Here is a 24,883-nt window from a genome sequence, read left to right as displayed (position 1 = left end):
GGCATCGCGAGCACCGCTGGACCCGCGGCTGTGGTGGGTGTCGGGCGCGTTGCGGCGCTATCTGGTCGCCACGGTCGGCTGTGGGGTGGTGATCTCCGGCTGTGCGATCGGCTCGGCGATCGTGCTGGCGAACGTCGTGGCCCGCACCGTCGGCGACCCCCCGGCGCGTGGCTTGCGCGCCTGGCTCGGGCCGCTGGCGATCCTGTTGGCGCTGTGGATGATTCGCACGTTCGTACACTGGCTGCAGGCCCGCCTGGGTCAGCGCGGTGCCGGCGCCGTCATCGCCGACCTCAACGGTGAGGTGCTGGCCGCCGTGACGGCCCGGCAGCCGGCCGAACTCGCCGCGCAACGCGATGCCGCGGCGGTCGTGGTGACGCGCGGCCTGGACGGGTTGCGGCCCTACTTCACCGGATACCTGCCCACCTTGCTGCTTGCCGCGATCCTGACCCCGGCGACCGTCGCCGTTATTGCGCTCTACGACCCGAAATCGATGGTGATCGTGCTGATCACGCTGCCGCTGATCCCGGTTTTCATGGCGCTGATCGGGATGGCGACGGCCGACCGATCCGCGGCGGCGCTGGAGGCCATGACGACGCTGCAGGCCCGGCTGCTGGACCTGATCGCCGGTATCCCGACGCTGCGCGCGCTGGGCCGTGGCCGCGGTCCCGAACACCGGATCGCCGAACTGGCTGCGGCCCATCGACGCTCGGCGATGGCGACGCTGCGGATCGCGTTCCTGTCGGCGCTGGTGCTCGAATTGCTGGCCACGCTCGGCGTGGCACTGATCGCGGTCGGTATCGGCCTGCGGCTGCTGTTCGGCGAGATGACCCTGACCACCGGCCTGACGGTGCTGCTGCTGGCGCCCGACGTCTACTGGCCGCTTCGCCGCATCGGCGTGGAATTTCATGCCGCCCAGGAGGGTAGGACCGCGGCCGACAAGGCGTTCGCCCTCATCGGCGAGCCCGCGGCCCCGACGGTGCGAAGCCGGTCCGTGACCGCGCGGGGCGAACGGATCCGCATCGAGGACCTCAGGGTGCGGGGCCGAGACGGCCACGCGCCCCGAGAGCTCACCGCGGTTCTGGAACCCGGCCGGGTCACGGTGTTGACGGGGCACAACGGCGCGGGCAAGAGCACCACGCTGCAGGCCATCGCCGGGCTGACCGCGCCGTCCTCCGGCCGGATCACCGTGGCCGGAACCGACGTCGCCGACCTGAACCGTGACGCGTGGTGGCGCCAGCTGTCCTGGCTGCCGCAGCGCCCCGTCCTCGTCCCGGGCACCGTGCGCGACAACCTGACCCTGTTCGGCGAGCTCGACGACCTCGACGGGGCCTGCGCCGCATCGGGTTTCGACACCGTGCTGGCCGAACTGGCCGACGGCATGGAAACCGTGCTCGGGCGCGGCGGCGTCGGGTTGTCGCTGGGCCAGCGCCAGCGGCTCGGGCTCGCCCGGGCGCTCGGCTCGGCCGCCCCGGTGCTGTTGCTCGACGAGCCCACCGCGCACCTGGACGCGCGCACCGAACAGCGGGTGCTGCGGGCCATCGTCGAGCGCGCGCGCGCCGGCGCGACGGCGGTGGTCGTCGGGCACCGCGAGCCCGTCCTCGCGATCGGTGACCGGGTGGTCGAAGTGGCCGCCGACGCGGGGGTACGCCATGCCGCGGTCTGATCTCCTCCTGGCCACCACCAGCCTGCTGCGCCCGCGGCTGCCGAGGATCCTCGCGGCCGTCGCGCTGGGCGTGCTGTCGCTGGGCAGCGCGCTGGCCCTGGCCGGGGTTTCGGCGTGGCTGATCACGCGGGCCTGGCAGATGCCGCCCGTGGTGGACCTGTCCGTCGCGGTCGTCGCCGTGCGCGCTTTCGCGATTTCGCGTGGCGTGCTGCACTACTGCGAGCGGCTGGCCACCCATGACACCGCGCTGCGGGCGGCCGGCACCGCCCGGGCGCAGATCTACCGCCGGCTGGCCCGGGGGCCCGCGGCGGCGGCCGTCCGCCTGCACAGCGGTGAGCTGGCGGCGAGGGTGGGCGCCGACGTCGACGAGCTGGCCAACGCGCTGGTGCGCGCCGTGGTGCCGATCGCCGTCGCCGCGGTGCTCGCGGTGGCGGCGACCGCGGTCGTCGCGGCCATTTCGCCGCCGGCCGCCGCGGTGCTGGCGGCCTGCCTGCTGATCGCCGGCTACATTGCCCCACGGCTCGCCGGCAGGGCCGCCGCCACCCAGGAAGAGGTTGCCCGCCAACACCATTCCGATCGCGACACCTCGGCGATGATCGCCCTCGAACACGCCCCGGAGCTGCGCGTCGCGGGCGCGCTGCCCGGCGTCATCGCCGACGCGCAACGCCGCCAGCGCGCCTGGGCCGGGGCCCTCGACGCCGCGGCGAGACCGGCCGCGATCGCCGAGGCGATGCCGACCGCGGCAATCGGGGCGAGCGTGCTGGGCGCGGTGGTGGCCGGGATCGCGTTGACGCACACCGTCGCGCCCACCACGCTCGCGGTCCTGATGTTGTTGCCGCTGTCCGCGTTCGAGGCGACCACGCCGTTGCCGGCCGCCGCCGTGCAGCTGACGCGGTCACGGATCGCCGCGCGTCGCCTGCTCGACCTGACTCCCCCGGAGCGCCCGAAGGAGCCCGGCCAACCGGTGCCCGATGGCACCGGCGCGCTCGGAGTCGATGTCTGCTACGGCCACCCGAACGCGGTCCGGCTCACCCGCGTGGAGTTCGTTCTACCACCGGGCGCCCGACTGGCCGTCACGGGCGCGAGCGGTTCGGGTAAGACGACGCTGCTGATGACGCTCGCCGGGCTGATCCCCCCACTGGACGGGCGGGTGACGCTGGACGGCACCGACATCGCCCGCTTCGACGAAGACGAATTGCACAGGGCGGTGAGCTTTTTCGCCGAGGACGCGCACGTCTTCGCCACCACGGTCCGCGACAACCTGCTGGTCGCCCGCGGGGACTGCGACGACGACGAGCTGACGGCGGCGCTGGAAGCGGTCGGCCTCGGCGGCTGGCTCGCCGGCCTGCCCGACGGCCTGTCCACGGTGTTGACCGGCGGCGCGCACGCGCTTTCGGCGGGCCAGCGCCGACGGCTGTTGGTGGCCCGCGCCGTGATCTCCCCCGCCCGGATCGTGCTGCTCGACGAGCCCACCGAGCACCTCGACGCGACCGACGCCGAGCGGGTCCTGCGCGATCTGTTGGGCCCGAATGGCCTCATGTCCGCGGACCGGACCGTGGTGGTGGCTACTCACCACTTGCCCAACGGGATTGGCTGCCGCGAACTGTGCGTTAGTCCTGTATCGGCCGCTTCAGTGGCGTCCAAGGGCGGTCTCGGCGGCTAGCCGCCCCGGCCACCCGCTCACGCCCCCGCCGGGGTGCGAGCCCGCGCCCGCGTGGTAGTAACCCTCGATCGGCGACCGATAGCCCCCAAGGCCGCGCGCCGGACGATTCATCAACAGCCGCAACGGCGTCATGTCGACATGGAAGTAGGAACCGTTGGGCGTCGCGTACTGTTCGCCGAAATCCGCCGGACTGGTTTCGATCCGGCCGATCTCGGTCTCAAATCCGGCCAGGTGCGTGGTGACCGATTTCATGATGGCGTCAGAGAACCACGGTTTGACTTTGTCCCAGCCGTCGCGGGGTTGGGCCGGAACATTCGACGCCAGGTAGGCAACCTCCTGCCCCTCCGGGGCCAGACCGGCGTCGTTGGCCGTCAGCACCGCCATGTACACCGGCGGATTGTCCAACGACTCGCCCGCGCGGATCGCGGCGAGTTGGCGGATCTGGTCATCGAACGTCCCGGTCATCAGCGACGTCTTGCGGATATCGAAACCATCGATGCCGCTTCGCTTTTGCGCTCCCTTGGGGTAGCTGAGCCGACCCGAGAGCGCCACGTCGATCTTAAAGGTGGCCGAGTTGTTGCCGCTGGCGGGCAGGATCGCCACCTTGGCCCGCGTGCCCGAGTCCAGCACCCCGTCGGCCAGCAGCGGGCCGTAGGCGCTCTGCGGCGGGACCGCCGCCAACACGCCGCGGCGCGCGCCGATCTCCGTGCCGTCGCCCAGCCGCACCCCGATGGCGCGGTTACCCGAGACCAGCACCTGGGCCACCGGTGCGCCGGTTCGGATCGTTGCGCCGCGATCGGTGGCATACGCGCCCATCGCCGCCATGATGCCGTTCATGCCGCCGCGCGGGCGGATCACTCCCGGCTTGCGGTGCACCGCGGCCAGACCCACGCAGTAGAAGCCGCCCCCGTCGTGGTCGATGGGCCCGATCATGCTGCCCCAGTAGGTGCCGAGCGAGCGCATCTGGTCGCTTTCGAACACCTCGGCCATCAAGTCGACCAGGTTGCTGCTCATGATCTGGCCCAGCCTGCGCCGAACCGACCGGCTGGGGGCGAGTTTGAGCAGCAGCTTGCCCAAGTCCTTCTTCGGCAGGTCGGCGGGGTGGTGCGGCATGACCGCGGTCAGCGCCGCGAAAATCCAGGACAGGGCGGGCTGCAGTTCGGCGTATGCGCGTGCGTCGCGCGCCGAGTAGCGCCGCACCTCGGCCAGGGTGCGTTCCAGGTCGTGAAACAGCAGCAGCGTGGAGCCGTCGTCGCCGATCCACCCGTACGGTGCCTCGACCGGGGTGCCGGCGTAGCCATACCGCTGCAGGCCGAGATCGGAGATGAATGGCGTGCAGGACATGAACATGTCGTCCATCGCGCCCAGGCTCAGAATGTGCTCGGGGGCCTCGGCCAGGAATGCGCCGCTGTTGGCCAGCCCGCCCAAGTGATTGCGTGACTCCAGCACCGCGACGCTGGCGCCCGACGCCGACAACGTGCACGCGGCGCTCAGGCCGTTGTGTCCGCCGCCGATCACCACGAAATCGAACAGGTCGCGTTCTGCGCTCACCTGATCAATCCGCTGCGCCGGGCACGAAGGTGTTGTTCACCGGCATCCGGAAGCCCGGGCTGCCCGGGCACGGGCCGTAGGTGGTGGGCTGCGTGGAGTGCGGGTTGCCCGGGATGTTGCACAGCCCGTTGATCAGGTGGGCGGGGTATCCGGCGGGGTATGGCGACGAGTGCAGCCCGGCCGGGATCTGCACGAGCAACAACGCCCACATCGACATCGCGAAGATCGCGACGGTGGCAAAGACCGAGACCGCCGCCCGCGCAACCGGTTTCAATCCTTCGAGACCGCGCTCGCTGAGCGCGTGCCCCTTGTCGTCGCGGAAGAACCGCACCGCGGCGAACGTGGTGAACACGATCCCTGTGGTCAGGTACTCGGCCCAGGCAAAGCGGTGAGCATCGGAGAAGAACGACAGCCCGGCGGGCGCCCCGGGCAGCCCCCACAGGTTGGACAGGAACATCGGCGCCTCCAGACACACCCCCAGGAACCACCCGAACGCGTAGGTGCAGGCGAGCAACTCGAGGGTGCTGATTCGCGGGAAGCGCTGCCGGATGCGTTTCATCGCGTAGTTCAGGATCATCGCGAAGCCCAGCAGCCCGAACGGGTAGATGAGCATGATGAACACCGGTTGCGGCATCAGGTTGCCGGTCGGATTGACCACCCCGGGGGCATTGGCGACCCAGGTGTTCAGGTTGAGCCACTGGCAGCTGTACATGAAGTTGGGCTGCATCCAGTTGACCATCGGATCCCAAAACAGCGTGAAGAATCCGGCGATCACCATGATGGCGTCGAAGACGAGTCGACGCTCCCGCAGGCACTCACGAACCACGCGGACCGCGATCGCCACGGCGACCACCACCATGATCACCTCGTAGCCGCGGGCGACCCAGCGCGAAGCCGACTCGGGATCGCGGTTCGCGATGATCGGTTTTGGACCATCGGCCAGCCATCCCGCCCAAGTCCACAGGGCATACCCCGCAACGAGCGCTCCGATGACGGCCAGGACCATAGCCGGCGCGACGCGCCGCGGTGGTAGCGGGTCTGTGGTGGTGTCCTCGGGGTGAGCTACGAGCGTTGTCATGATGCCTCCGATCTAGCGTTGGGGTCCGCCGAATGGATGCGGCAGGTCACACTCGCCCCTCCTCGTCGTCACCGGCACACCGAACCCGGGCGTCTGGAAAGTGCCACTTGCATTATGAGTAAGCCAAGCTCAAATTTGCAAGGGCCGCTGACCTCCGGTTGCCCGTATCCGGGGCCTGACGGCAAACCACTTAGAATGTCCTGTTATACGGCCAAATTCCCGGGCCAGAACGGTCGACACCGACATTCGATCCGGGCCGAAGGCGCACCCGGTCACTACGAGCGCGCCGAGATGCGCCGGAGGACGTCGTCGATGGTCTCGGCGTTGGCGTTCGGGTCGCGCAGCCTTGACGAACAGCGCCCCCAGAGGACGAGCGGCAGCTCGTGCGGCCGCAGCTCGATCGCGACACCGCTAGCCGATAGCCCCTTCCCCGGGGCCACAACGAGATTGGACCCGCGCCAGCGCCGGGCCTCCGCCAACGCGGGGATCGCGTCGAACACCGCCAGCGCGTGGCTGACCATCGCCGGATCGGAGAGCAACCGGATGCTGATGTCGTCCTCGCCGACGAGATCCCATCGATGCAGCGCGGCTTCGCTGTGGCTGTGCATGCGCAGCCGTTCGGCTGTCATCGCCCAGCCCGTGTAAATGATGGTGTCGCCTTCAGTCATGCCCGCGACGCTGGACTCGAAGCGAATTGCGTATTCCACCAGGCGTTCTCGAAGCTCGGCATCGGGCAACGCGCGAAACGGCGGCTCGCGCACCTCCCAGGACCGCGTCGGCCGCGCCGGCCTGCCCGCGATATGGTCCTCGATTAGGTCGGCGCGCTCGTTGGCGGCGGCCGCGACATGCGCGGTGAGCTCGTGGACGCTCCACCCCGCACACCACGTCGGCGCGCTCGCCTGCAATTCTGACAAGCTCGAAATCAGCTCGCGCATGGCGTCATCGCGGAGATTCACGATTGCTGTCATGATTCCAGCCAACAGGCCGCCGCGGCCGAAGGCTAGCGGTTTTTCGACATGACAGCGCCCGGCAACTACAGGTGTCGCCGGCGCGGCGTGAACTCCAGCGTCAACAACACCACCACCAACTGGACCAGCTGGGTCATCGAGATCACCGCGTAACGCCGGGCGTCCATCGCGTGGAACTTGCGCACGTAGCGGTACAGCGACTCGAGCGCGATCAGCGGGTCGAGCACGTGGATCAACCGGTAGAAGACGCGCTGGACCCGGCCGCGGTCCTTGTCCTCGAAGATCTCCGGGAACGCCGCGAACGAGAGCGATACCCGTTGCGCGCCAGCTTCTTTCGCGGCCATGATCATGTCGACGCTGAGCCGCTCGTCGATGCCGTTGGGGGCCCCGCGCCGCCGCCACGGCACGTCGAGGCTGATATCGCTGCCCCCGCCGGCGGTCGCGTACCGATGGAAGCCCTGCACCCGGCCCGAGGCGTCCCTGGCGACGATCAGCTTGATGCCGGGGAACCGCCCCTCCAGCACGCCGTCGAGGTTCATGTAGAAGCCGCGATCGTGGTGTGCGCCGCTGGGCGAGGCCCGCACCACGTCCGTGAGCTCGGCAAGCAGTTTCTCGTCGAGTTGCTGCTCGTCCACGATCTCGGTGGTGACGCCGCAGTTGTGGGTGCGCTGCACCGCCTGCCGCAGGTTGCGGAACTTGCGTCCCACCATCTCGAAGCTCGCCACGTCGACGACGACGTCGCGCCCGATCGGTATCGCGCGCAACGTCTGCCCCATCACCGCCGGGTCGCGCCACAACCCGAGGCGGCGCTGGCTGCACCCCACCACCGCGATCCGCCACCCGTGGGTGTGGCACATGGCGGCGAAGTCGGCGGCCAACTCGGCGAACTTCGCTTCGTCGCCGACGGGGTCCCCACCGACCGCGGCGTATCCCAGCCGGGTCCGATACGCCAGCGCGGCGGTGCCGTCCGGCGTGAAGTGATAGCACTTGCCGGTCTGCATGGCGAACGGGGCCAGCGGGTCGTCGGCGCTGGCATGGATCAACTTCCAGATGCGGGGCAGGTCCTCGGGCCGCGGATGCGCGGTGGTCGGCCACATCAGCACCATCCCGGAGCCGGCGATCAGCAAGTCCCCGAGCAGGTCGAAGGACAGCACGTGCGCGCCCAGCCCCGCCACCACGAAAAGCGCTGCGGCGACGGCGTGCATGGCCGTCACCGGACGGCCCAGGAAGATGCCGCGCGCGATGAACGCCACCGCGCCCAGGATCGTCAGCGACCAGCCCAGCCGGTCGGAGTAGTGCCAGTAGGGCTGCTGGTGGTGGCGGGCCAAGATGAGGATCAACCACCCGGCCGCGCACAGCAGGGCCAGTGCCCCGACCCAGCGGGCGGCCCGTGAATCGACGTGGACGACAACGCGTTCCCCCGCGCGGGGTTTGACTGCGACGTCAACCGGCCCGTTCACTCTCACCTCCCGATGCGATAAGTCCAGCTCGGCGGCCTAATCACCGCCCTTCGCACCGAATACCCTGCTGATTGGAACTTACGCCCGATCGCGGCCCCAGTGGGCGCCAAATCAGGCGGTTTTCCTGCGGGTATGTCGTACTGTGACCTGTCTATCGTCCGGAAGCCGGGAAATATAACAGCACGCCTTCCTGCGCCACCGTGGCGATCACCCGCCCGGAGCGGTCGAAGAAGTGACCGGTGCCAAGCCCACGCGAATCCGCGGCCACCGGCGACGACGTCGAGTACAGGACCCAGTCGTCGAATTTCACCTGCCGGTGAAACCACACGGAATGGTTGGCGGACGCCGCGAAGATGCGGTCGAAGCCCCACGACAGCCCGTGGGTGGTGATGGCCGAGTCCAGCACCGTGGTGTCTGAGGAGAACAACATGGTGGCGGTGTGCAGCACGGGGTCGTCGGGCAGCGCACCCAGCGCCTTCATCCAGACCCTGTTGTGCGCCAGCCGCTCTCCCTTGTCGCGCATGACCCAGGAGGGATCATTGGTGAAGCGCCATTCGATGGGCTGCAGGGCGTTGACGAAGTGCGGGACGATCTTTTCGTAGCCGCGCAACAGCTCGCCGAGCGACGGCTGCGCGTGGGGCGGCGCCACCTGAGGCGGGTCGACGCCGTGCTCGAGGCCGGGGCCGCCCGACATGTACGAGATCAGGGCCGTGGACAACAGAATCCCGTCCTGCACGGCGTCGATGCGCCGGTTGGCGAAGCGGCGCTCGTCGCGCAGCCGTGTGACGTGGAATTCGATGTCCTTGGTGATGTCGCCGCCGTTGATGAAGTGCACCGAGAGCGCGCTGGGCGGCAGGTCTTCCTGGGCCAGCGTGCGGCTGCTGGCGACGAACGACTGCGCCATGAGCTGGCCGCCGAACGTGCGCATCGGGTTCTTGCTGGGGTGCGAGCCGGTGAAGTGATTTTCCGAAACACGGTTCAGGTCGAGTAGCGCCAGCAGTTCCTCGAAATCGTTGCCAGCCGGCACGGGCACTCCTCAGCTCCTTAGACGTCGTCCTCCCCGATCCGGTGCACATGGATCAGGTTGGTCGAGCCTACTGTGCCCGGCGGCGCGCCCGCGACGATGACCACCAGGTCGCCGCGCTTGTAGCGACCGAGCTCGAGCAGCGACTTGTCGACCTGGCGAATCATGCCGTCCGTCGACGTCATCATCGGGACGATGAACGTCTCGGTGCCCCACGTCATGGCGAGTTGGCTGCGCACCTCGGGCCAGGCCGTGAAGGCCAGCAGCGGCAACGGAGTGTGCAGGCGCGCCAGCCGCTTCACCGTGTCGCCGGACTGGGTGAACGCGACCAGGGCCTTGGCGTCGAGGCGCTCACCGATGTCGCGGGCGGCGTAGGAGATCACTCCCCGCTTGGTGCGCGGCACGTGCGTCAGCGGCGGGGCGGCGGTGGAATTGTCCTCGACGGCGCAGATGATCCGCGACATGGTGCGTACCGCCGCCAGCGGGTACTTGCCCACCGACGTCTCGCCGGACAACATCACCGCGTCGGCGCCGTCGAGCACGGCGTTGGCGACGTCGGAGGCCTCGGCGCGCGTCGGCCGCGAGTTCTCGATCATCGACTCAAGCATCTGGGTTGCCACGATGACGGGTTTGGCGTTCTCCCGGGCCATTTGGATGGCCCGCTTCTGCACCAGCGGGACCTCTTCCAGAGGTAGCTCTACGCCCAGGTCGCCGCGCGCCACCATGATGGCGTCGAACGCGAGCACGATCGCTTCCAGGTTGTCGACGGCCTCCGGCTTTTCCAGCTTGGCGATCACCGGAACCCGCCGACCGACCCGGTCCATCACCTCGTGGACCAGCTCGACGTCGGACGGCGAACGCACGAACGACAGCGCGACCAGGTCGACCCCGAGGTCGAGTGCGAAGGTGAGATCCTCGATGTCCTTGTCGGACAGGGCGGGGGCTGACACGTTCATGCCGGGCAGCGACATGCCCTTGTTGTTGCTGACCGGACCGCCCTCGCTGACGATGCAGACGACGTCGTCGCCGTCGATGGCATCGACCACCAGACCGACGTTGCCGTCGTCGACCAGCACCCGGTCACCGACGACTGCATCCTTGACCAGCCTCTTATAGGTGGTCGATACCCGGTCGTGCGTGCCTTCGCAGTCCGCGACGGTGATGCGCACCGTTTCTCCGTCGGCCCAGTAGGTGGACCCGGTGGCGAAGCGTCCCAGCCGGATCTTCGGGCCCTGCAAGTCGGCGAGCACACCCACCGCGCGACCGGTGGTGTCGGAGGCGGCCCGCACGCGGTCATGGGCGGCCTTGTGATCGGCGTAGTCGCCGTGGCTGAAGTTCATTCGGGCGACGTCCATTCCGGCCTCCACCAGCGCCAGAATCAGCTCGTCAGAGTTGGTTGCAGGGCCAAGGGTGCAGACGATCTTCCCGCGTCTACTCACGACGAACCAGCATAGTCGTGCGGGGCGATGGCAGCCCGACTTAACCGACCCGACGGGCGGCGGCTACCCGCTGAGGACGGTCGGCACCAACGGGAAACCCGGAAGGTTGCGCAGCACCGTCCAGGCGATGGCCGCGACGAGGACGGACACGACCGCCGGGATCGGCAGGACCGACTGACCGTTGCGGCGGCGAACCAGGATCCATCCGGCCAGCATCGGGATACCGACCAGTAGGAACACGTTGTCGTTGATGGTGGCCATCAGGTCGCCGTGCAGCAGGTCGTGCGTCATCCGAAGGCCACCGCACAGCGGGCAATTCCAGCCGGTGAGCAACTTGAACGGGCACAGCGGATACACCGAATTCACGTTGTGCGGGTCGACCAGTCCGACGTAACCGAGCGCGCCGGCCAGCAGCGCCCCGCCGCCGGCCGCGATGGCCGTGCGATGGCGGTGCGTGCTCCCCGGCGCGCGCGGTGCAGGGTCAGGTGCCATCGCGCAGCGGGCGTCCCTGCGAGTCGGGCACGTTGCCGGTCAACATCAGAATCGCGTCCACGATCGGCCAGATCAGCCCGATCCCACAGGTAAGCCAGCCCACGAGCAGCTGTGCGACACCGATCCCGATGTCGCCGATGTAGAAGCGGCCGATCCCGCCAACGCCGATCAGGCTGAGTAGCTGCAGCAGGCCCGCGATGGTTTTCGATTTGTCCGAAAACGGTTGCCCGGTCACGGGATGTCGGCCATACGGCGCGGAAGGGTCGTAGTAGGGGCCAGCCGCGGGATATTGCGGCGGGTACTGCGGTGGATACCCCGGCTGATATCCCGGCTGCTGCGGCGGCGGGGCCGGCTGTGCGGGGTCGATCCACGGCTGGTCAGTCACGTTTTCAGCATGCCCCATTACCGCGCCGAACGTCGACTAGTTGCGGGCAAAACCGCCAATTTCGCACAACAACTCGACGTTCGACGAGCCTTAACGACCCCGGCGGCCCCTCAGGCGGAAACTCAATCGGCGCCGCGTCGAGGCGATCTCATCGGCTTCCGCCTGCTCGCCGCCGGCATCCTGCACCGACCCTTCCGGCTGCGGAGACTCCGAATCAACTTCTGGCTCTTCAGTTTTGGGCTCGGCGGCCGCGGGCTCGAGCTCTTCGGCCTCGGGTTCCGCGACTTCGGGTTCGTCGGCGTCTTCGGCTTCGGTCTCGTCGGATTCGGGCTGCTCGGCCTCGGTTGCCTCGACCTCGGGTTCGAGTTCTTCGGCCTCGGGCTCCGCGACTTCGGCGTCCGCGGCCTCGGTAGCAACCGCCTCCGCCTCCGCGGCCTCGGGCTCTGCGGATTCACTTTCGATGGCCTCCGCCACGGCAGCCTCCGCATCCGCGACTTCGGGTTCCTCGGACTCGTCGGACTCTTCAGCTTCGGATTCTTCGGCCTCGGGCTCTTCGGCCTCGGGCTGCTCGGCTTCCGCCTCGGCAGCTTCCGACTCCGCAGGTTCGGGCTCTTCGGCTTCCGGTTCTTCGGCTTCGGGCTCCGCGACCGTGGCCTCGACGGTTTCGGGCGCTTCGGCCGCCGACTCTTCGGCCCCCGACTTCGGGGCCGCCGCTTCGACGGTGTCGGCATCGACGGCTTCGGCCTCAGCGGCCTCCACCGGGCTCGACCGCCTCCCCGGTATCAGCTTCTTCGTCGCCCTCCCCGCCCCAATAACCGCGGCAACGCCGGCGGCCCCCAAGACCCGAACGCCGGTTATCGGCTCGAGCTCCGGCTTGGGCTCCGGCTTCGCTTCCGGCTTGGGTTTCGGCGCTTCCTCGGCCTCGTAGTCATTGCCGCGCAGGCTCGCGGGGTCCTCGCGGCCCTTCGGCGCCAGGATGATGTAGACCACGGCCCCGATGAACACGAAAGTCGAAGTGAAGACGTTGATCCGGATCCCGGCGATCTGGGTGGCCGTGTCGTTGCGCAGCAGTTCGACGCCGAAGCGCCCGACGCAGTAGGCGGCGACATAGAGCGCGAACAGTCGCCCGTGGCCGAAGTTGAACCGCCGGTCGATGTAGATCAACGCGACGAAAACCAGGAGGTTCCAGATCAATTCGTAAAGGAACGTCGGCTGCACGACGAGCGCGACCTGACCCGTCGAGACCCCGTCGAGCGAATGCGGGTCGACGTATCCGGAGGGGTCGCGCCGGTAGAAGATCTCCAAACCCCACGGCAGCGTGGTGTCCCGGCCGTAGAGCTCCTGGTTGAAATAGTTTCCCAGCCGACCGATCGCCTGCGCCAAAATGATTCCCGGCGCAATCGCGTCGCCGAAGGCCGGCAACGGAATTCCGCGCCGCCGGCAGCCGATCCACGCACCGACGGCACCCAGGGCCACCGCACCCCAGATGCCCAGCCCGCCGTCCCAGATCCGCAGCGCCGCCATCGACCCGGCACCGGCCGGGCCCCAATAGGTGCGCCAATCGGTGGCCAGGTGATAGAGCCTGCCGCCCACCAAGCCGAACGGCACGGCCCACAGCGCGATGTCGTAGATCACGCCACGCTGCCCGCCGCGCGCCTCCCAGCGCCGGTCGCCGATCATCAGGGCCGCCACGATGCCGGCGATGATGAACAGGGCGTAGGCGCGAATGGGCAACGGCCCCAGGTGCCACACGCCCTGCGGCGGGCTGGGGATGTACGCGAGCAGCTGTGTCACGACGCGGCCGCCCTCAGCCGCACACCGTCGGCCAGTTCCCCGGTGAGCGCGCGCAGCGCGGGCAATCCCCCGTCGCCCAGGGCCGACACCAGCGCGGACCCGACGATGACGCCGTCGGCGTAGCTGCCGATCTGCGCGGCCTGCTCCCGCGAACGCACGCCGAGGCCGACGCCGACGGGTATGTCGGACACCGCCTTCACCCTGCTCACCAACTCGGGCGCGGCCCGCGACACCGCGTCGCGCGCGCCGGTCACCCCCATCGTCGAGGCGGCGTAGACGAACCCGCGCGACGCCTCGACGGTGGTGACCAACCGCTGCGGGGTCGAGGACGGCGCCACCAGGAAGATGCGATCCAACCGATGCTCCTCGGACGCCGCCAGCCACTGCCCGGCCTCGTCGGGAATGAGGTCGGGCGTGATCAGGCCGTGCCCGCCCGCCGCCGCCAGGTCGCGCGAGAACGCGTCAACCCCGTAGTGCAGCACCGGGTTCCAGTACGTCATCACCACCGCGCGCCCGCCGGCCGCGCTGATCGCCTCGACGGCGGCCAGCGTGTCACGGACCCGCACTCCCCCGTGCAAGGCGGCCTCGGTGGCCCGGGCGATGGTCGGGCCGTCCATGCCCGGGTCCGAATACGGCACACCGACTTCGATGATGTCGCAACCGCATTCGACGAGCGCGATCATCGCTTCCACCGACGTCGGCACGTCGGGATAACCGGTCGGCAGGTACCCGATCAGCGCCGCGCGATTGTCCGTGCGGCACGCATCGAACGTCGGCCCCAGCCGGCTCGCTTGGCTCTGTTCGACGGTCACTTGTCCCCGGACCCCAACAGGCCGAACCACTTCGCGGCCGTCTCCACGTCCTTGTCGCCGCGCCCCGACAGGTTCACGACGATGACGGCGCCCTTGCCCAACTCGGCGCCGAGCTTGACGGCGCCGGCCACCGCGTGCGCGGATTCGATCGCCGGGATGATGCCCTCCGTGCGGCACAGCAGCCGGAAGGCGTCCATCGCCTCGGCGTCGGTGATGGGCCGGTATTCGGCGCGTCCGGTCTCCCGCAGCCACGCGTGCTCGGGGCCCACGCCCGGGTAGTCCAGACCGGCCGAGATGGAATGGGATTCGATGGTCTGCCCGTCCTCGTCCTGCAGCAGGTAGGAGAACGATCCCTGGAACGCGCCCGGCGAACCGCCGGTGAACGTCGCCGCGTGCCGGCCGGTCTCGACGCCGTCGCCGGCCGCCTCGAATCCGATCAGCCGCACGCCGGGATCGTCGATGAAGGCGTGGAAGATCCCGATCGCGTTGGATCCGCCGCCGATGCACGCCGTGACCGCGTCAGGCAACCTGCCGGCCTGCGCCTGGATCTGGGCGCGGGTCTCCAGCCCGATGACGCGCTGGAAGTCGCGCACCATGGTCGGGAACGGGTGTGGGCCCGCCGCGGTGCCGAAGCAGTAGTAGGTGTTGTCGGCGTTGGTCACCCAGTCCCGAAACGCCTCGTTGATGGCGTCCTTGAGCGTTTGCGAGCCGCTGTCGACGGAGACCACCTCGGTGCCCAGCAGCCGCATCCGGGCCACGTTGAGCGCCTGGCGCGCGGTGTCGACGGCGCCCATGTAGACCACGCAGTCCAACCCGAGCAGTGCGCACGCGGTGGCCGTGGCCACGCCATGCTGACCGGCCCCGGTCTCGGCGATCACCCGGGTCTTGCCCATCCGCTTGGCCAGCAAGGCCTGGCCCAGGACATTGTTGATCTTGTGAGAACCGGTGTGGTTCAAGTCTTCTCGCTTGAGGAAGATCCGCGCCGAGCCGGCGTGCTCGGACAGGCGGACGGCCTCGTACAGCGGCGACGGCCGGCCCGCGTAGTTGACCTGCAGGTCGTCGAGGGTGTCGAGGAAGTCCGGGTTGACGCGTTCCTTTTCGTAGGCGGCGGTCACCTCCTCGATGACCGCCATCAGCGCCTCGGCGACGTAGCGACCGCCGTACACGCCGAAATGACCACCCTGATCGGGGTCATGTCGGGTGGGTTCGGCGATGGCCGCACTCGCGAGCGGAAGCTCCGGGCGGGACAGGTCTACCATCACCAATTCTCGACGCGGGGACGGCTCATCGGCGTCCTAGCGAGACGGTTTCGGGCAGGACGGGTGGGTGCCCGCGGTGACCAGATCGGCAACCGCCGCGCGGGGGTCACCGCTCTTGACCAGACCTTCACCGACGAGCACGGCGTCGGCGCCGGCACCGGCGTAGGCCAGCAGGTCCCCGGTGCCGCGGACGCCGGATTCGGCGATCCTGATCACCTTGCTGGGCAGCCCCGGGGCGATGCGGGCGAAGCAATCCCGGTCCACGTTCAGCGTCGTGAGATCGCGCGCGTTGACGCCGATCACGTTGGCCCCCGCCTTCAGCGCCCGGTCGGCCTCTTCCTCGGTGTGCACCTCGACCAGCGCCGTCATGCCGAGCGATTCGGTGCGGTCGAGCATCGACACCAGCGCCGACTGCTCCAGCGCGGCGACGATGAGCAACAGCATGTCGGCGCCGTGCGCACGCGCCTCGTGGATCTGATAGGGCTGCACCACAAAGTCTTTGCGCAACACCGGAATTGAGACCGCGGCCCGCACCGCGTCGAGGTCGTCGAGCGAGCCGTTGAAACGTCGCTCTTCGGTCAGGACGCTGATGATGCGGGCGCCACCGTCCTCGTAGGCCCGGGCCAGCTTCGCCGGATCGGCAATGGGCGCTAGTGAACCCGCCGACGGGCTGGCGCGCTTGACCTCGGCGATGACGCCGATCCCGGGCTCGCGCAACGCGGCCATGACGTCCAACGGCGGGGGCGCCGCTGCGGCGGCCGCCTTGATCTCGCTCAGGCTGACAACGGCTTCGCGCGCGGCAACGTCGGCTCGGACTCCCTCGAGGATGGAGTCAAGCACGGATGCCGGACTCATGCCTGTCGTTCCCTTCCCACTGCCATCCCACTGTCGCTCGGGTATTCAGCCGATTTCGATGACGTCAATGAAGGGTAGCGACCGTCACCTCGCGGCTCGTCACCGACCCTCGCTGTCTGACCCCCGGGCCCGATCGGTCGGGTCGTGTCCCTCGTCAAGCGCATCCCAAATCATCCGCTCCGACATCTCCGGCTGCTGCTGCCCCTCCAGCATCTCCCCGCGATCGCTTTCGCGTAGCGCATTGGATCGGCGGGTCGCGGGCGCAGCGTATTTAGTCGCGCTCTCGCGCGGCAGACCCCCCGACCGCATCAACAAGACGGCCGCGATCAGCGTGCACACGGCGGCGGCCACGGCGACCCCGGCGCCGAAGTACCGCCGTTCGCTTCCGACCAGGAACATCAGCGGGACATGGGCCAGTTCGGCACCGCGCGCCGCCACCTCCGGAAGCACCCACAGGCTGACCCCCAGATAGCCGACCGCCAGGCTGGCCGCGGCCAGCAGCACGGCCAGCACCCGCAGCGGCCAGCCGCGCACCGCGAGGGCCGCGACGGCGGTGGCCAGCATGAGCAGCGCCAACGGCAGCAGCGCCGTCGACCACGAGCCGCCGGACAACGTCACCTGCTTGGGCTGGCCCAGCCCGTCGAAGGAGCGGATCACCACCCACGGCAGCCGCGACGCCACCCACAGGGCCCCCGCGGCCACCACCAGCAGCAGTTGGGCGATGACGATCGTGAGCCGGGCCCGACGGGATTCAGCCATCGTCGCTCGAGGGCGGCGCGGTCAGCGTCTCGGCGGCCGCGATCGCGTTGAGCACCGCCCGCGCCTTGTTGGAGGCCTCGGTGTATTCGTAGGGGCCGTTGGAGTCGGCCACCACGCCGCCGCCGGCCTGAACGTAGGCGATGCCGTCGCGCATCAACGCGGTGCGGATGGCGATGGCGAAGTCGGCGTTGCCGGCGAAGTCGAGGTAACCGACCACGCCGCCGTACAGGCCGCGGCGCGTCTTCTCCACCTCCTCGATGAGCTCCATCGCGCGCACCTTGGGTGCGCCCGACAGCGTGCCGGCCGGGAAGCAGGCCGTCACCGCGTCCAGTGCGGTGCGGCCCTCGCCGAGCATCCCGGTCACCGTCGACACCAGGTGCATGACGTGGCTGTAGCGCTCGATGTGGCTGTAGTCGTCGACGCGAACCGTGCCGGGCGTGCAGACCCGGCCGAGGTCGTTGCGGCCAAGGTCGACGAGCATCAGGTGCTCGGCGCGTTCCTTCTCGTCGGCCAGCAGCTCCTTTTCCAGCAGCTGATCCGCTTCGTCGGTGTCGCCGCGCCAGCGGGTCCCGGCGATCGGGTGCGTGGTGGCCCAGCCGTCGGCGACGGTGACCAGCGCCTCCGGGCTGGACCCGACGATCGAAAAGTCCGTCTCCCCAGCGCTATTCGGCACGTGCAACAGATACATGTAGGGGCTCGGATTGGTGGCCCGCAGCATCCGGTACACGTCGATGGGATCGACGTCGGTGTCCATCTCGAAGCGCTGCGACGGCACCACCTGGAACGCCTCGCCCGCCGCGATCTGCTCGACGAGGTAGTCGACGATCTTGCTGTATTCCTCGACGGTGCGCTGCGAGCGGTGCCGGGGTTCGGGCCGGCCGAACGTGGCGACGGTCGACGGCAACGGCTGGCCTAGGGCCGCGGTCATCACGTCGAGGCGGGCCACCGCGTCGTCGTAGGCCTCGTCGACGCGCTCGTCGGTGCCGTTCCAGTTCACGGCGTTGGCGATCAGCGTGATGGTGCCCTCGTGGTGGTCCACGGCCGCCAGGTCGGTGGCCAGCAGCAGCAACATGTCGGGCAGGTGCAGGTCGTCGACCGCCAGCTGGGGCAGGCGTTCCAGCCGTCGCACCAGGTCGTAGGCGAAGAAGCCGACCATGCCGCCCGACAGCGGCGGCAGCCCGGGCATGGCGGCGGTGGCCAGCAGCTCGAGGCTCTCCCGCAGCACCCGCAGCGGGTCGCCGCCCGTGGGGGCGTCCTTCGGCACCGTGCCCAGCCACACCGCTTCGCCGTCGCGCACGGTCAGCGCCGACGGCGTCCCCGCCCCGATGAAGGACCACCGCGACCAGGATCGCCCGTTTTCGGCGGACTCCAGCAGGAACGTGCCGGGCCGGTTGGCGGCGAGCTTGCGGTAGGCGGACAGCGGAGTCTCGCTGTCGGCCAAGACCTTGCGGGTCACCGGGACCACACGGTGCTCCGCGGCGAGCTGGCGGAACTCCTCCCGTGAGGTGCCGGAGGCGAGGTGGGCGTGCACCGACCCATCTTCCCAGATGGGCCGACGAGGCATTCGGGCGTAGCGTGACGCGCATGAAACCTGGTGACACCGTGGCCGACTTCGAGCTCCCCGACCAGACGGGAACGCCGCGCAGGCTCAGCGCCCTGCTCGCCGACGGCCCCGTGGTGCTGTTCTTCTACCCCGCCGCGATGACGCCCGGGTGCACCAAGGAGGCCTGTCACTTCCGCGACCTGGCCTCCGAATTCGCCGCCGTCGGCGCCAACCGGGTCGGCATCAGCGTCGATCCTGTGCAAAAGCAAGCCAAGTTCGCCGAGACGCAGAAGTTCGACTACCCGCTGCTGTCGGACACCGAGGGCGCCGTCGCCGCGCAGTTCGGCGTCAAGCGCGGGCTGCTCGGAAAGCTGATCCCCGTCAAGCGCACGACGTTCGTCATCGACACCGACCGCACGGTGCTCGACGTCATCTCCAGCGAGCTGAGCATGGACACCCACGCCGACAAGGCGCTGGAGACGCTGCGGGCGCGGTCCTCGGCCTAGCCCCTAGCCCGCGCGAGCAGACGCAGAATCGCGTGAAAGCGCGAGGGTTTATGCGATTCTGCGTTCCCCCGCAAGCGGGAGGTGCCCCCAGCTCGCGGTACCTGTCAGGGGATGATCGCCAGGAACACGTAGGCGGCGAGCAACACCAGGTGCACCTCGCCCTGTAGGCGGGTGGCCCGGCCGGGCACCACGGTCAGCATGCTGATCACCACGGTCAGCGCCAGCAACACCAGCTGGGTGGGCGCCAGGCCGAGCACCAGCGGCCCCTTCAGCCAGATGCTGGCCAGCGCGATGGCGGGGATCGTCAGCCCGATGCTGGCCATCGCGGAGCCGTAGGCGAGGTTGAGGCTGGTCTGGATGCGGCCGCGCCGGGCCGCGCGCACCGCCGCGAGCGTCTCGGGCAGCAACACCAGCATCGCGATCACCACCCCGACGAACGTCTGGGGAAACCCGGCCGCCGTCACCAGGCGTTCTACGGCCGGCGATTCCTGTTCGGCCAGGCCCACCACCGCCACCAGCGCGACGAGCAGCAGCACCAGGCTGACCAGCGCCGAACGGGCGCTCGGCGGGTCGGCGTGGTTTTCGTCCTCTTCGAAAAGCCGCTTCTGGCCCTTCTGCGCGACGGGCAGGAAGAAGTCGCGATGCCGAACGGTCTGCGTGAACACGAACAGCAGGTACAGCAGGAGCGAGGCGACGGCGGCAAAGATGAGCTGGCCCGGGGAGAACTCCTTACCGGGGTGGCTGATGGTGAACGCGGGTAGCGCGAGGCTCAGCGTCGCCAACGTGGTGAGGGTGGCCAGCGCGGCTCCGCTGCCCTCGGCGTTGAACAGCGTCACGCCGTAGCGCCGGGAACCCCACGACAGCGACAAACCCGCAATCCCGTTGGTGGTGATCATGAACGCGGCGAACGCGGTGTCCCGGGCGAGCGTGGCCGCCTCGTTGCCGCCCGACGCCATCAGCTCGACGATGAGAGCCACCTCGATGATCGTCACGGCGCCCGCGAGGACCAGCGACCCGAACGGCTCGCCGACGCGGGCCGCGACCACCTCGGCGTGCTGGACGGCCGCCAGCACGGCCCCGATCAACAGCACGGCCTGCAGCGCGATCAGTACCGGCCCGAGGTGCTCGCCCCAGGTGGCCGTCAGCACGACGACGGCGATCACCGGCACCGCTGTGGTCCAGGAGTCCCACGACAGCCGCTTGCGCATCGCCCGCCATTCTCGCCGATGACGCGCGCCCGCGCCCGACGGGTGCACCCGGGCGAGGCAGTCATCTTCCGGCCTGGGCCGAATACGGCTTTGCGCGACAGCGGCCTCAGTACCATGCTCACATGCCAGAAAGCGGCGGGCGCCACGAAGACCTGACCGAGGGGCAGGTTTTCGCCGGATACACGATCATCCGCCGTCTCGGCACGGGCGGCATGGGCCAGGTGTATCTGGCGCAGCACCCGCGGCTGCCACGGCGCGACGCCCTGAAGATCCTGCCGGGCGAACTAACCGCGAACGACGAATTTCGCCAACGCTTCAACCGCGAGGCCGACCTGGCGGCGAGCCTGTACAACGAACACATCGTCGGCATCCACGACCGCGGCGAATACAACGGGCAGCTGTGGATCTCGATGGACTACGTGGAGGGCACCGACGCCGCCAATCTGCTGCGCAGCCAGTACCCGTCAGGGATGCCGAAAGCCGATGTGGTGGAGATCATTTCGGCCGTCGCCGACGCGCTCGACTACGCCCATTCGCGCGGGCTGCTGCATCGCGACGTCAAACCGGCCAACATCCTGCTGACCGACGCCAGCCCCAAACGACGGATCCTGCTCGCCGACTTCGGCATCGCCCGCGAATTGGGCGAGATCAGCGGTTTGACCGCGACCAACATGTTGGTGGGCACCACCGCGTACTGCGCGCCCGAACAGCTGCAGGGCCTCGATGTGGACGGGCGGGCCGACCAATACGCGCTGGGCTGCACCGCGTTCGACCTGCTGGCCGGGTCCGCCCCGTTCCGCCACTCCAACCCGGCGGTGGTCATCACCCAGCACCTGTCCGCGCCGCCGCCGAACATCAGCGAGCGCCGGCCCGAGCTGGCCGACCTGGACGGCGCCATCGCCAAGGCGCTGGCCAAGAAGCCCGACGACCGCTTCGCCACGTGCGCCGAATTCGCCGCCGCGCTGGGCAGCGGGCTCGACACCGCGGCGTCGGCGGTGACGGCCGGCCCCACCTCGGTCATCCCCGCGCCGACGACGGTGATCCCGAAGCCCAAGAGCGCGCCGCCGGCCCCGGCCGCGGAGCGTTCCGGCGGGCGGGGACCGGTGGTGGCGATCGCCGCGCTCGTAGCGATCGCGGTGGTCGCCGTGGGCGCCTACTTCGGGGTCCGCGCCCTCGGCGCCCGAAACCACTCGCACAAAGCCAGCGCACCATCGGCGTCGGCGGCGCCGTTGTCGCCCGGCAACCCAGCTCCGACTCCGGCACCCGCCGCGATCCAGCTGTCCGGCCAGATCACCGATCAGTCGGGCGTGCTCGGGCCGCTCGAGTACGACGCCGTCAACCGCGCGCTCACCAACCTCTACAACGGGCGCGGCACCAGGTTGTGGGTGATGTACGTCCCGAACTTCGGCGGCCTCAAACCATTCAAGTGGGCCGAAAACGTCATGGTCGCAAACCATTTCACCGACAGCGACGCCATCCTGGCGGTGGCCACCGGCGAGCCCGCCTTTTCCTTCCGGGTGCCCAACGCGGCGCTCACCGGAAAGGCGATCGATTTGGAGATCATCCGCCGGGACCGCATCGCGCCGGCGGTCTTCCGCCACGAATGGGCGCGCGCCGCGATCGCAGCGGCCACCGGGTTGGACGTCGCGCCGAGCTAGCCTTCGGGCGCCAGCAGCTGGTCGCCGTCGAAGCAGCTGTGATCGCCGGTGTGGCAGGCGCCGCCGACTTGGTCGACGGTCAGCAGCACGGTGTCGCCATCGCAGTCCAGGCGCACCGAGTGGACGTGCTGGGTGTGCCCGGACGTTGCCCCCTTGATCCACTGTTCGCCGCGGGACCGCGAAAAGTACGTTGCCTCACGGGTTTCCAGGGTGCGGGCCAGTGCGTCGTCGTCCATCCAGGCGACCATGAGCACGTCGCCGCTGCCGCGCTCCTGCACGACGGCGGTGACGAGCCCTTCGGCGTTGCGCTTCAGTCGCGCGGCGATCTTCGGGTCGAGCGTCATCGGACCGTGATCTTTTCCGCCGCCATGGCGGCCTTGACCTGCCCGATGGTCAGTTCGCGGAAGTGAAAGACGCTGGCCGCCAACACCGCATCGGCCCCGGCGGCGACCGCGGGCGCGAAGTGTTCGACCGCGCCGGCGCCGCCGCTGGCGATCACCGGCACCGTGACCGCCGCGCGCACCGCGCGCAGCATCGGCAGGTCGAACCCCGCCTTGGTGCCGTCAGCGTCCATCGAGTTGAGCAGAATCTCCCCCACCCCCAACTCGGCGCCGCGGGCCGCCCATTCGACGGCGTCGATGCCGGTGCCGCGGCGCCCCCCGTGGGTGGTCACCTCCCAGCCCGACGGCGTCGGCGCCGACCCGGCTGGCACCGTGCGGGCGTCGACGGACAGCACGATGCACTGCGAACCGAATTGGGTTGCCATCTCGGCGAGCAGGTCCGGCCGGGCGATCGCGGCGGTGTTGACCGACACCTTGTCGGCCCCCGCCCGCAGCAGGGTGTCGACGTCGGCCACGGTGCGCACCCCGCCACCGACCGTGAGCGGGATGAACACCTGCTCGGCGGTGCGGCGCACCACGTCCAGCATGGTCGCCCTGCCCGACGACGACGCCGTCACGTCCAGGAAGGTCAGCTCGTCGGCACCCTCGGCGTCATAAGCCGCGGCCAGTTCCACCGGATCGCCGGCGTCGCGGAGGTTTTCGAAGTTGACGCCCTTGACCACCCGCCCGGCGTCGACGTCCAGGCACGGGATTACCCGCACGGCAAGGCCGCTACCGGAGTACATCTCAGTAGTCCTCCCGATCGCCGACGGCGCGCAGGATCTCGAGGACCTCCTCGTGCGCGCCGGGCGCCGCGGCCAGCACCGAGTCCGACGCGGGGGTCCACGGTTTGCCGGCCAGGTCGGTGACGACGCCGCCCGCGGACCTCACCTGCGCCACGCCGGCGGCGTGGTCCCAGACGTGGCCACCGAAACTTATTGCCGCACCGACGATCCCGTCCGCGACGTAGACCAGGTCGATGCCGGTGGAGCCGTGCATGCGCAGCCGCGACGACACCCGGCTCAGGTTCTCCAGCAGGGCGAGCCGGTAGCGGCCCGGGAACCGGCCGCGCGAGTCGGCGCTGAACGTTCCGACCGCGACCAGGCTGTCGGCCAGCTGCGTGGTTTCCAGCGACGGCTGCGGCGCACCGTTTTTGATCAGCGGGCCGCCAGCGATGGCGGTGTATCGCTCGCCGGTGAACGGCAGCCAGGTCAGGCCCGCGACGGGCTCGCCGTCGTGCAGCAGGGCCAGCAGGATCGCGGCCATCGGCGACCCGGCCGCGTAGTTGAACGTGCCGTCGACGGGATCCACCACCCACACCCACGGCGAGTTCACGTCGGTGCCGCCGAATTCCTCGCCGTGTACCCCGATCCCGGTGGTGGCTTGCAGCGCGGTGACGACCTGCCGCTCGATGGCGAGGTCGATCTCGGTGGCGAAGTCGTTGCCCTTCTTGGCAACCGCGGAATCGGCGCGGTGGCCCTCCAGGAAGCGCGGCACCGCGGCGTCGAGGATGACGGACGCCTTGTCGACCAGGGGCGACACCATTGCGTTCAGGTCCATGCGGCTACGCCCTCATCGCGGCCAGGGCCTGCGGCAGGGTGAACCGCCCGGCGTAGAGCGCCTTGCCCACGATGGCGCCCTCGACCCCGCGGTCGGTGAGCGTGGCGATGGCGCGCAGGTCGTCCAGGCTGGACACGCCGCCCGACGCGATCACCGGTACCTCGGTGCGGTCGGCCACCGCGCCCAGCAGCTCGAGGTTGGGGCCGCCCAAAGTCCCGTCCTTGGTGACGTCGGTGACGACGTACCGCGAACACCCTTGCCCGTCAAGGCGTTCCAGCACCTCCCACAGGTCGCCGCCGTCGGTCTCCCAGCCGCGGCCGCGCAGCCGGTGCTGGCCTTCTGGATGGGTGGGGTCGATCTGGACGTCGAGGCCGACGGCGACCTTGTCGCCGTGCTCGTCGATCGCCCGCGCGCACCATTGCGGGTTCTCCAGGGCCGCGGTGCCGAGGTTGACCCGCGCGCAGCCGGTGGCCAACGCCGCGGCCAGCGAGTCGTCGTCGCGGATGCCGCCGGACAGCTCCACCTTGACGTCGAGCTTGCCCACCACCTCGGCGAGCAGCGCGCGGTTGGAGCCGCGGCCGAACGCGGCGTCCAGGTCGACCAGGTGGATCCACTCGGCGCCGTCGCGCTGCCAGCCCAGCGCGGCGTCCAGCGCCGAGCCGTACTCGGTTTCGCTGCCGGCCTTGCCCTGCACCAGGCGCACGGCGCGGCCGTCGACCACGTCGACGGCCGGTAACAGAATCAGCACAGTCCCTCCCGCGCGCCGAAAGTGCAACTGGCGACGCCCCTTCCCGGCGTTTGCGTCGCCAGCGGCACCCTCGCGAAG

At 69.6% G+C, this 24,883-nt stretch carries 23 protein-coding genes; 4 read left to right on the top strand and 19 right to left on the bottom strand.

The genetic code is table 11. From position 1 onward, the window contains the following. Positions 1 to 49: 49 nt before the first annotated feature. Entirely contained in the window at positions 50 to 1,663 is a 1,614-nt protein-coding gene (gene cydD / locus AC5Y2S_RS27195) for a thiol reductant ABC exporter subunit CydD (RefSeq protein WP_499959611.1), read from the top strand. Next, positions 1,650 to 3,326 (top strand): thiol reductant ABC exporter subunit CydC, encoded by a 1,677-nt coding sequence (cydC, locus tag AC5Y2S_RS27190; RefSeq protein WP_499959599.1) that lies wholly within the window; start codon positions 1,650 to 1,652, stop codon positions 3,324 to 3,326. The genes cydD and cydC overlap by 14 nt, the downstream gene beginning before the upstream one ends. Here cydC and AC5Y2S_RS27185 read toward each other — a convergent pair. The 14 genes from AC5Y2S_RS27185 to AC5Y2S_RS27120 form a co-directional block, all read right to left on the bottom strand. After that, positions 3,294 to 4,877 carry a phytoene desaturase family protein gene (locus AC5Y2S_RS27185; RefSeq protein ID WP_499959597.1) on the bottom strand — a complete coding sequence of 528 codons (1,584 nt, stop codon included), beginning with the start codon at positions 4,875 to 4,877 and terminating at the stop codon, positions 3,294 to 3,296. The genes cydC and AC5Y2S_RS27185 overlap by 33 nt on opposite strands. A 4-nt stretch (positions 4,878 to 4,881) precedes the next feature. Then, positions 4,882 to 5,955 (bottom strand): spirocyclase AveC family protein, encoded by a 1,074-nt coding sequence (locus AC5Y2S_RS27180; protein ID WP_499959595.1) that lies wholly within the window; start codon positions 5,953 to 5,955, stop codon positions 4,882 to 4,884. A gap of 275 nt (positions 5,956 to 6,230) precedes the next feature. After that, complete coding sequence (locus tag AC5Y2S_RS27175) at positions 6,231 to 6,923, bottom strand: maleylpyruvate isomerase N-terminal domain-containing protein (protein WP_499959594.1); 693 nt, start codon at positions 6,921 to 6,923, stop codon at positions 6,231 to 6,233. Positions 6,924 to 6,988: 65 nt separating this feature from the next. Beyond that, positions 6,989 to 8,383 (bottom strand): bifunctional lysylphosphatidylglycerol flippase/synthetase MprF, encoded by a 1,395-nt coding sequence (locus AC5Y2S_RS27170; RefSeq protein ID WP_499959592.1) that lies wholly within the window; start codon positions 8,381 to 8,383, stop codon positions 6,989 to 6,991. 151 nt (positions 8,384 to 8,534) lie between these two features. Beyond that, positions 8,535 to 9,416, bottom strand: a complete 882-nt coding sequence (locus tag AC5Y2S_RS27165; protein WP_499959591.1) for an acyl-CoA thioesterase II — start codon at positions 9,414 to 9,416, stop codon at positions 8,535 to 8,537. A gap of 11 nt (positions 9,417 to 9,427) precedes the next feature. Further along, a complete protein-coding gene (gene pyk / locus AC5Y2S_RS27160) occupies positions 9,428 to 10,846 on the bottom strand; it encodes a pyruvate kinase (protein WP_499959590.1) in 1,419 nt (472 codons plus the stop codon). 63 nt (positions 10,847 to 10,909) lie between these two features. Then, positions 10,910 to 11,338, bottom strand: coding sequence for a DUF2752 domain-containing protein (locus AC5Y2S_RS27155; RefSeq protein WP_499959588.1), 429 nt, complete (start codon positions 11,336 to 11,338; stop codon positions 10,910 to 10,912). Continuing rightward, positions 11,328 to 11,741, bottom strand: a complete 414-nt coding sequence (locus tag AC5Y2S_RS27150; RefSeq protein WP_499959587.1) for a TM2 domain-containing protein — start codon at positions 11,739 to 11,741, stop codon at positions 11,328 to 11,330. The genes AC5Y2S_RS27155 and AC5Y2S_RS27150 overlap by 11 nt, the downstream gene beginning before the upstream one ends. Positions 11,742 to 11,813: 72 nt before the next feature. Continuing rightward, positions 11,814 to 13,517 carry a prolipoprotein diacylglyceryl transferase gene (locus AC5Y2S_RS27145; RefSeq protein WP_499959585.1) on the bottom strand — a complete coding sequence of 568 codons (1,704 nt, stop codon included), beginning with the start codon at positions 13,515 to 13,517 and terminating at the stop codon, positions 11,814 to 11,816. After that, positions 13,514 to 14,329: a tryptophan synthase subunit alpha gene (gene trpA, locus AC5Y2S_RS27140; protein ID WP_499959584.1), complete on the bottom strand. Its 816-nt coding sequence runs from the start codon at positions 14,327 to 14,329 to the stop codon at positions 13,514 to 13,516. Before trpA ends, AC5Y2S_RS27145 begins: the two co-directional genes overlap by 4 nt. Beyond that, positions 14,326 to 15,591 (bottom strand): tryptophan synthase subunit beta, encoded by a 1,266-nt coding sequence (trpB, locus tag AC5Y2S_RS27135; protein WP_499959582.1) that lies wholly within the window; start codon positions 15,589 to 15,591, stop codon positions 14,326 to 14,328. Before trpB ends, trpA begins: the two co-directional genes overlap by 4 nt. A 33-nt stretch (positions 15,592 to 15,624) precedes the next feature. Continuing rightward, complete coding sequence (gene trpC / locus AC5Y2S_RS27130; RefSeq protein ID WP_499882348.1) at positions 15,625 to 16,443, bottom strand: indole-3-glycerol phosphate synthase TrpC; 819 nt, start codon at positions 16,441 to 16,443, stop codon at positions 15,625 to 15,627. A gap of 99 nt (positions 16,444 to 16,542) precedes the next feature. Next, positions 16,543 to 17,202, bottom strand: coding sequence for a TIGR02234 family membrane protein (locus AC5Y2S_RS27125; protein ID WP_499959581.1), 660 nt, complete (start codon positions 17,200 to 17,202; stop codon positions 16,543 to 16,545). Beyond that, a complete protein-coding gene (locus AC5Y2S_RS27120; protein ID WP_499959610.1) occupies positions 17,195 to 18,733 on the bottom strand; it encodes an anthranilate synthase component I in 1,539 nt (512 codons plus the stop codon). Before AC5Y2S_RS27120 ends, AC5Y2S_RS27125 begins: the two co-directional genes overlap by 8 nt. Positions 18,734 to 18,786: 53 nt before the next feature. On the opposite strand from AC5Y2S_RS27120, the gene AC5Y2S_RS27115 reads away from it, so the two are divergent. Then, a complete protein-coding gene (locus tag AC5Y2S_RS27115; RefSeq protein ID WP_499959579.1) occupies positions 18,787 to 19,251 on the top strand; it encodes a peroxiredoxin in 465 nt (154 codons plus the stop codon). A 104-nt stretch (positions 19,252 to 19,355) separates the two neighbouring features. Here the strand turns inward: AC5Y2S_RS27115 and AC5Y2S_RS27110 are convergent, their stop codons facing one another. Then, a complete protein-coding gene (locus AC5Y2S_RS27110; protein WP_499959577.1) occupies positions 19,356 to 20,459 on the bottom strand; it encodes a calcium:cation antiporter in 1,104 nt (367 codons plus the stop codon). Between the two features lie 122 nt (positions 20,460 to 20,581). Here AC5Y2S_RS27110 and AC5Y2S_RS27105 point away from each other — a divergent pair, with 122 nt between their 5' ends. After that, positions 20,582 to 22,117 (top strand): serine/threonine-protein kinase, encoded by a 1,536-nt coding sequence (locus tag AC5Y2S_RS27105; protein WP_499959575.1) that lies wholly within the window; start codon positions 20,582 to 20,584, stop codon positions 22,115 to 22,117. On the opposite strand, the gene hisI is transcribed toward AC5Y2S_RS27105, so the two are convergent. Genes hisI through priA form a run of 4 tightly spaced genes read right to left on the bottom strand, consistent with a single transcriptional unit; the run spans position 22,114 to position 24,805 of the window. Then, a complete protein-coding gene (hisI, locus tag AC5Y2S_RS27100; protein ID WP_499959573.1) occupies positions 22,114 to 22,461 on the bottom strand; it encodes a phosphoribosyl-AMP cyclohydrolase in 348 nt (115 codons plus the stop codon). The genes AC5Y2S_RS27105 and hisI overlap by 4 nt on opposite strands. Beyond that, a complete protein-coding gene (gene hisF / locus AC5Y2S_RS27095) occupies positions 22,458 to 23,243 on the bottom strand; it encodes an imidazole glycerol phosphate synthase subunit HisF (protein WP_499959572.1) in 786 nt (261 codons plus the stop codon). Before hisF ends, hisI begins: the two co-directional genes overlap by 4 nt. A gap of 1 nt (position 23,244) precedes the next feature. After that, positions 23,245 to 24,057, bottom strand: a complete 813-nt coding sequence (locus AC5Y2S_RS27090; protein WP_499959571.1) for an inositol monophosphatase family protein — start codon at positions 24,055 to 24,057, stop codon at positions 23,245 to 23,247. A 4-nt stretch (positions 24,058 to 24,061) separates the two neighbouring features. Beyond that, positions 24,062 to 24,805, bottom strand: a complete 744-nt coding sequence (priA, locus tag AC5Y2S_RS27085; protein ID WP_499959570.1) for a bifunctional 1-(5-phosphoribosyl)-5-((5-phosphoribosylamino)methylideneamino)imidazole-4-carboxamide isomerase/phosphoribosylanthranilate isomerase PriA — start codon at positions 24,803 to 24,805, stop codon at positions 24,062 to 24,064. Positions 24,806 to 24,883 lie beyond the last annotated feature (78 nt).

Source organism: Mycobacterium sp. NGS69, from assembly GCF_059812165.1.
This window is presented reverse-complemented; position numbering and strand designations above follow the sequence as displayed.

Excerpts from the sequence above, each read along its gene's own strand:
- hisF (WP_499959572.1), bottom strand. The coding sequence starts at position 23,243 with ATGTACTCCGGTAGCGGCCTTGCCGTGCGGGTAATCCCGTGCCTGGAC.
- hisI (WP_499959573.1), bottom strand. The coding sequence starts at position 22,461 with ATGACGCTCGACCCGAAGATCGCCGCGCGACTGAAGCGCAACGCCGAA.
- AC5Y2S_RS27110 (WP_499959577.1), bottom strand. The coding sequence starts at position 20,459 with ATGCGCAAGCGGCTGTCGTGGGACTCCTGGACCACAGCGGTGCCGGTG.
- AC5Y2S_RS27115 (WP_499959579.1), top strand. The coding sequence starts at position 18,787 with ATGAAACCTGGTGACACCGTGGCCGACTTCGAGCTCCCCGACCAGACG.
- AC5Y2S_RS27090 (WP_499959571.1), bottom strand. The coding sequence starts at position 24,057 with ATGGACCTGAACGCAATGGTGTCGCCCCTGGTCGACAAGGCGTCCGTC.
- AC5Y2S_RS27150 (WP_499959587.1), bottom strand. The coding sequence starts at position 11,741 with ATGGGGCATGCTGAAAACGTGACTGACCAGCCGTGGATCGACCCCGCA.
- AC5Y2S_RS27105 (WP_499959575.1), top strand. The coding sequence starts at position 20,582 with ATGCCAGAAAGCGGCGGGCGCCACGAAGACCTGACCGAGGGGCAGGTT.
- AC5Y2S_RS27125 (WP_499959581.1), bottom strand. The coding sequence starts at position 17,202 with ATGGCTGAATCCCGTCGGGCCCGGCTCACGATCGTCATCGCCCAACTG.
- trpC (WP_499882348.1), bottom strand. The coding sequence starts at position 16,443 with ATGAGTCCGGCATCCGTGCTTGACTCCATCCTCGAGGGAGTCCGAGCC.
- AC5Y2S_RS27155 (WP_499959588.1), bottom strand. The coding sequence starts at position 11,338 with ATGGCACCTGACCCTGCACCGCGCGCGCCGGGGAGCACGCACCGCCAT.
- AC5Y2S_RS27180 (WP_499959595.1), bottom strand. The coding sequence starts at position 5,955 with ATGACAACGCTCGTAGCTCACCCCGAGGACACCACCACAGACCCGCTA.
- AC5Y2S_RS27175 (WP_499959594.1), bottom strand. The coding sequence starts at position 6,923 with ATGACAGCAATCGTGAATCTCCGCGATGACGCCATGCGCGAGCTGATT.
- cydC (WP_499959599.1), top strand. The coding sequence starts at position 1,650 with ATGCCGCGGTCTGATCTCCTCCTGGCCACCACCAGCCTGCTGCGCCCG.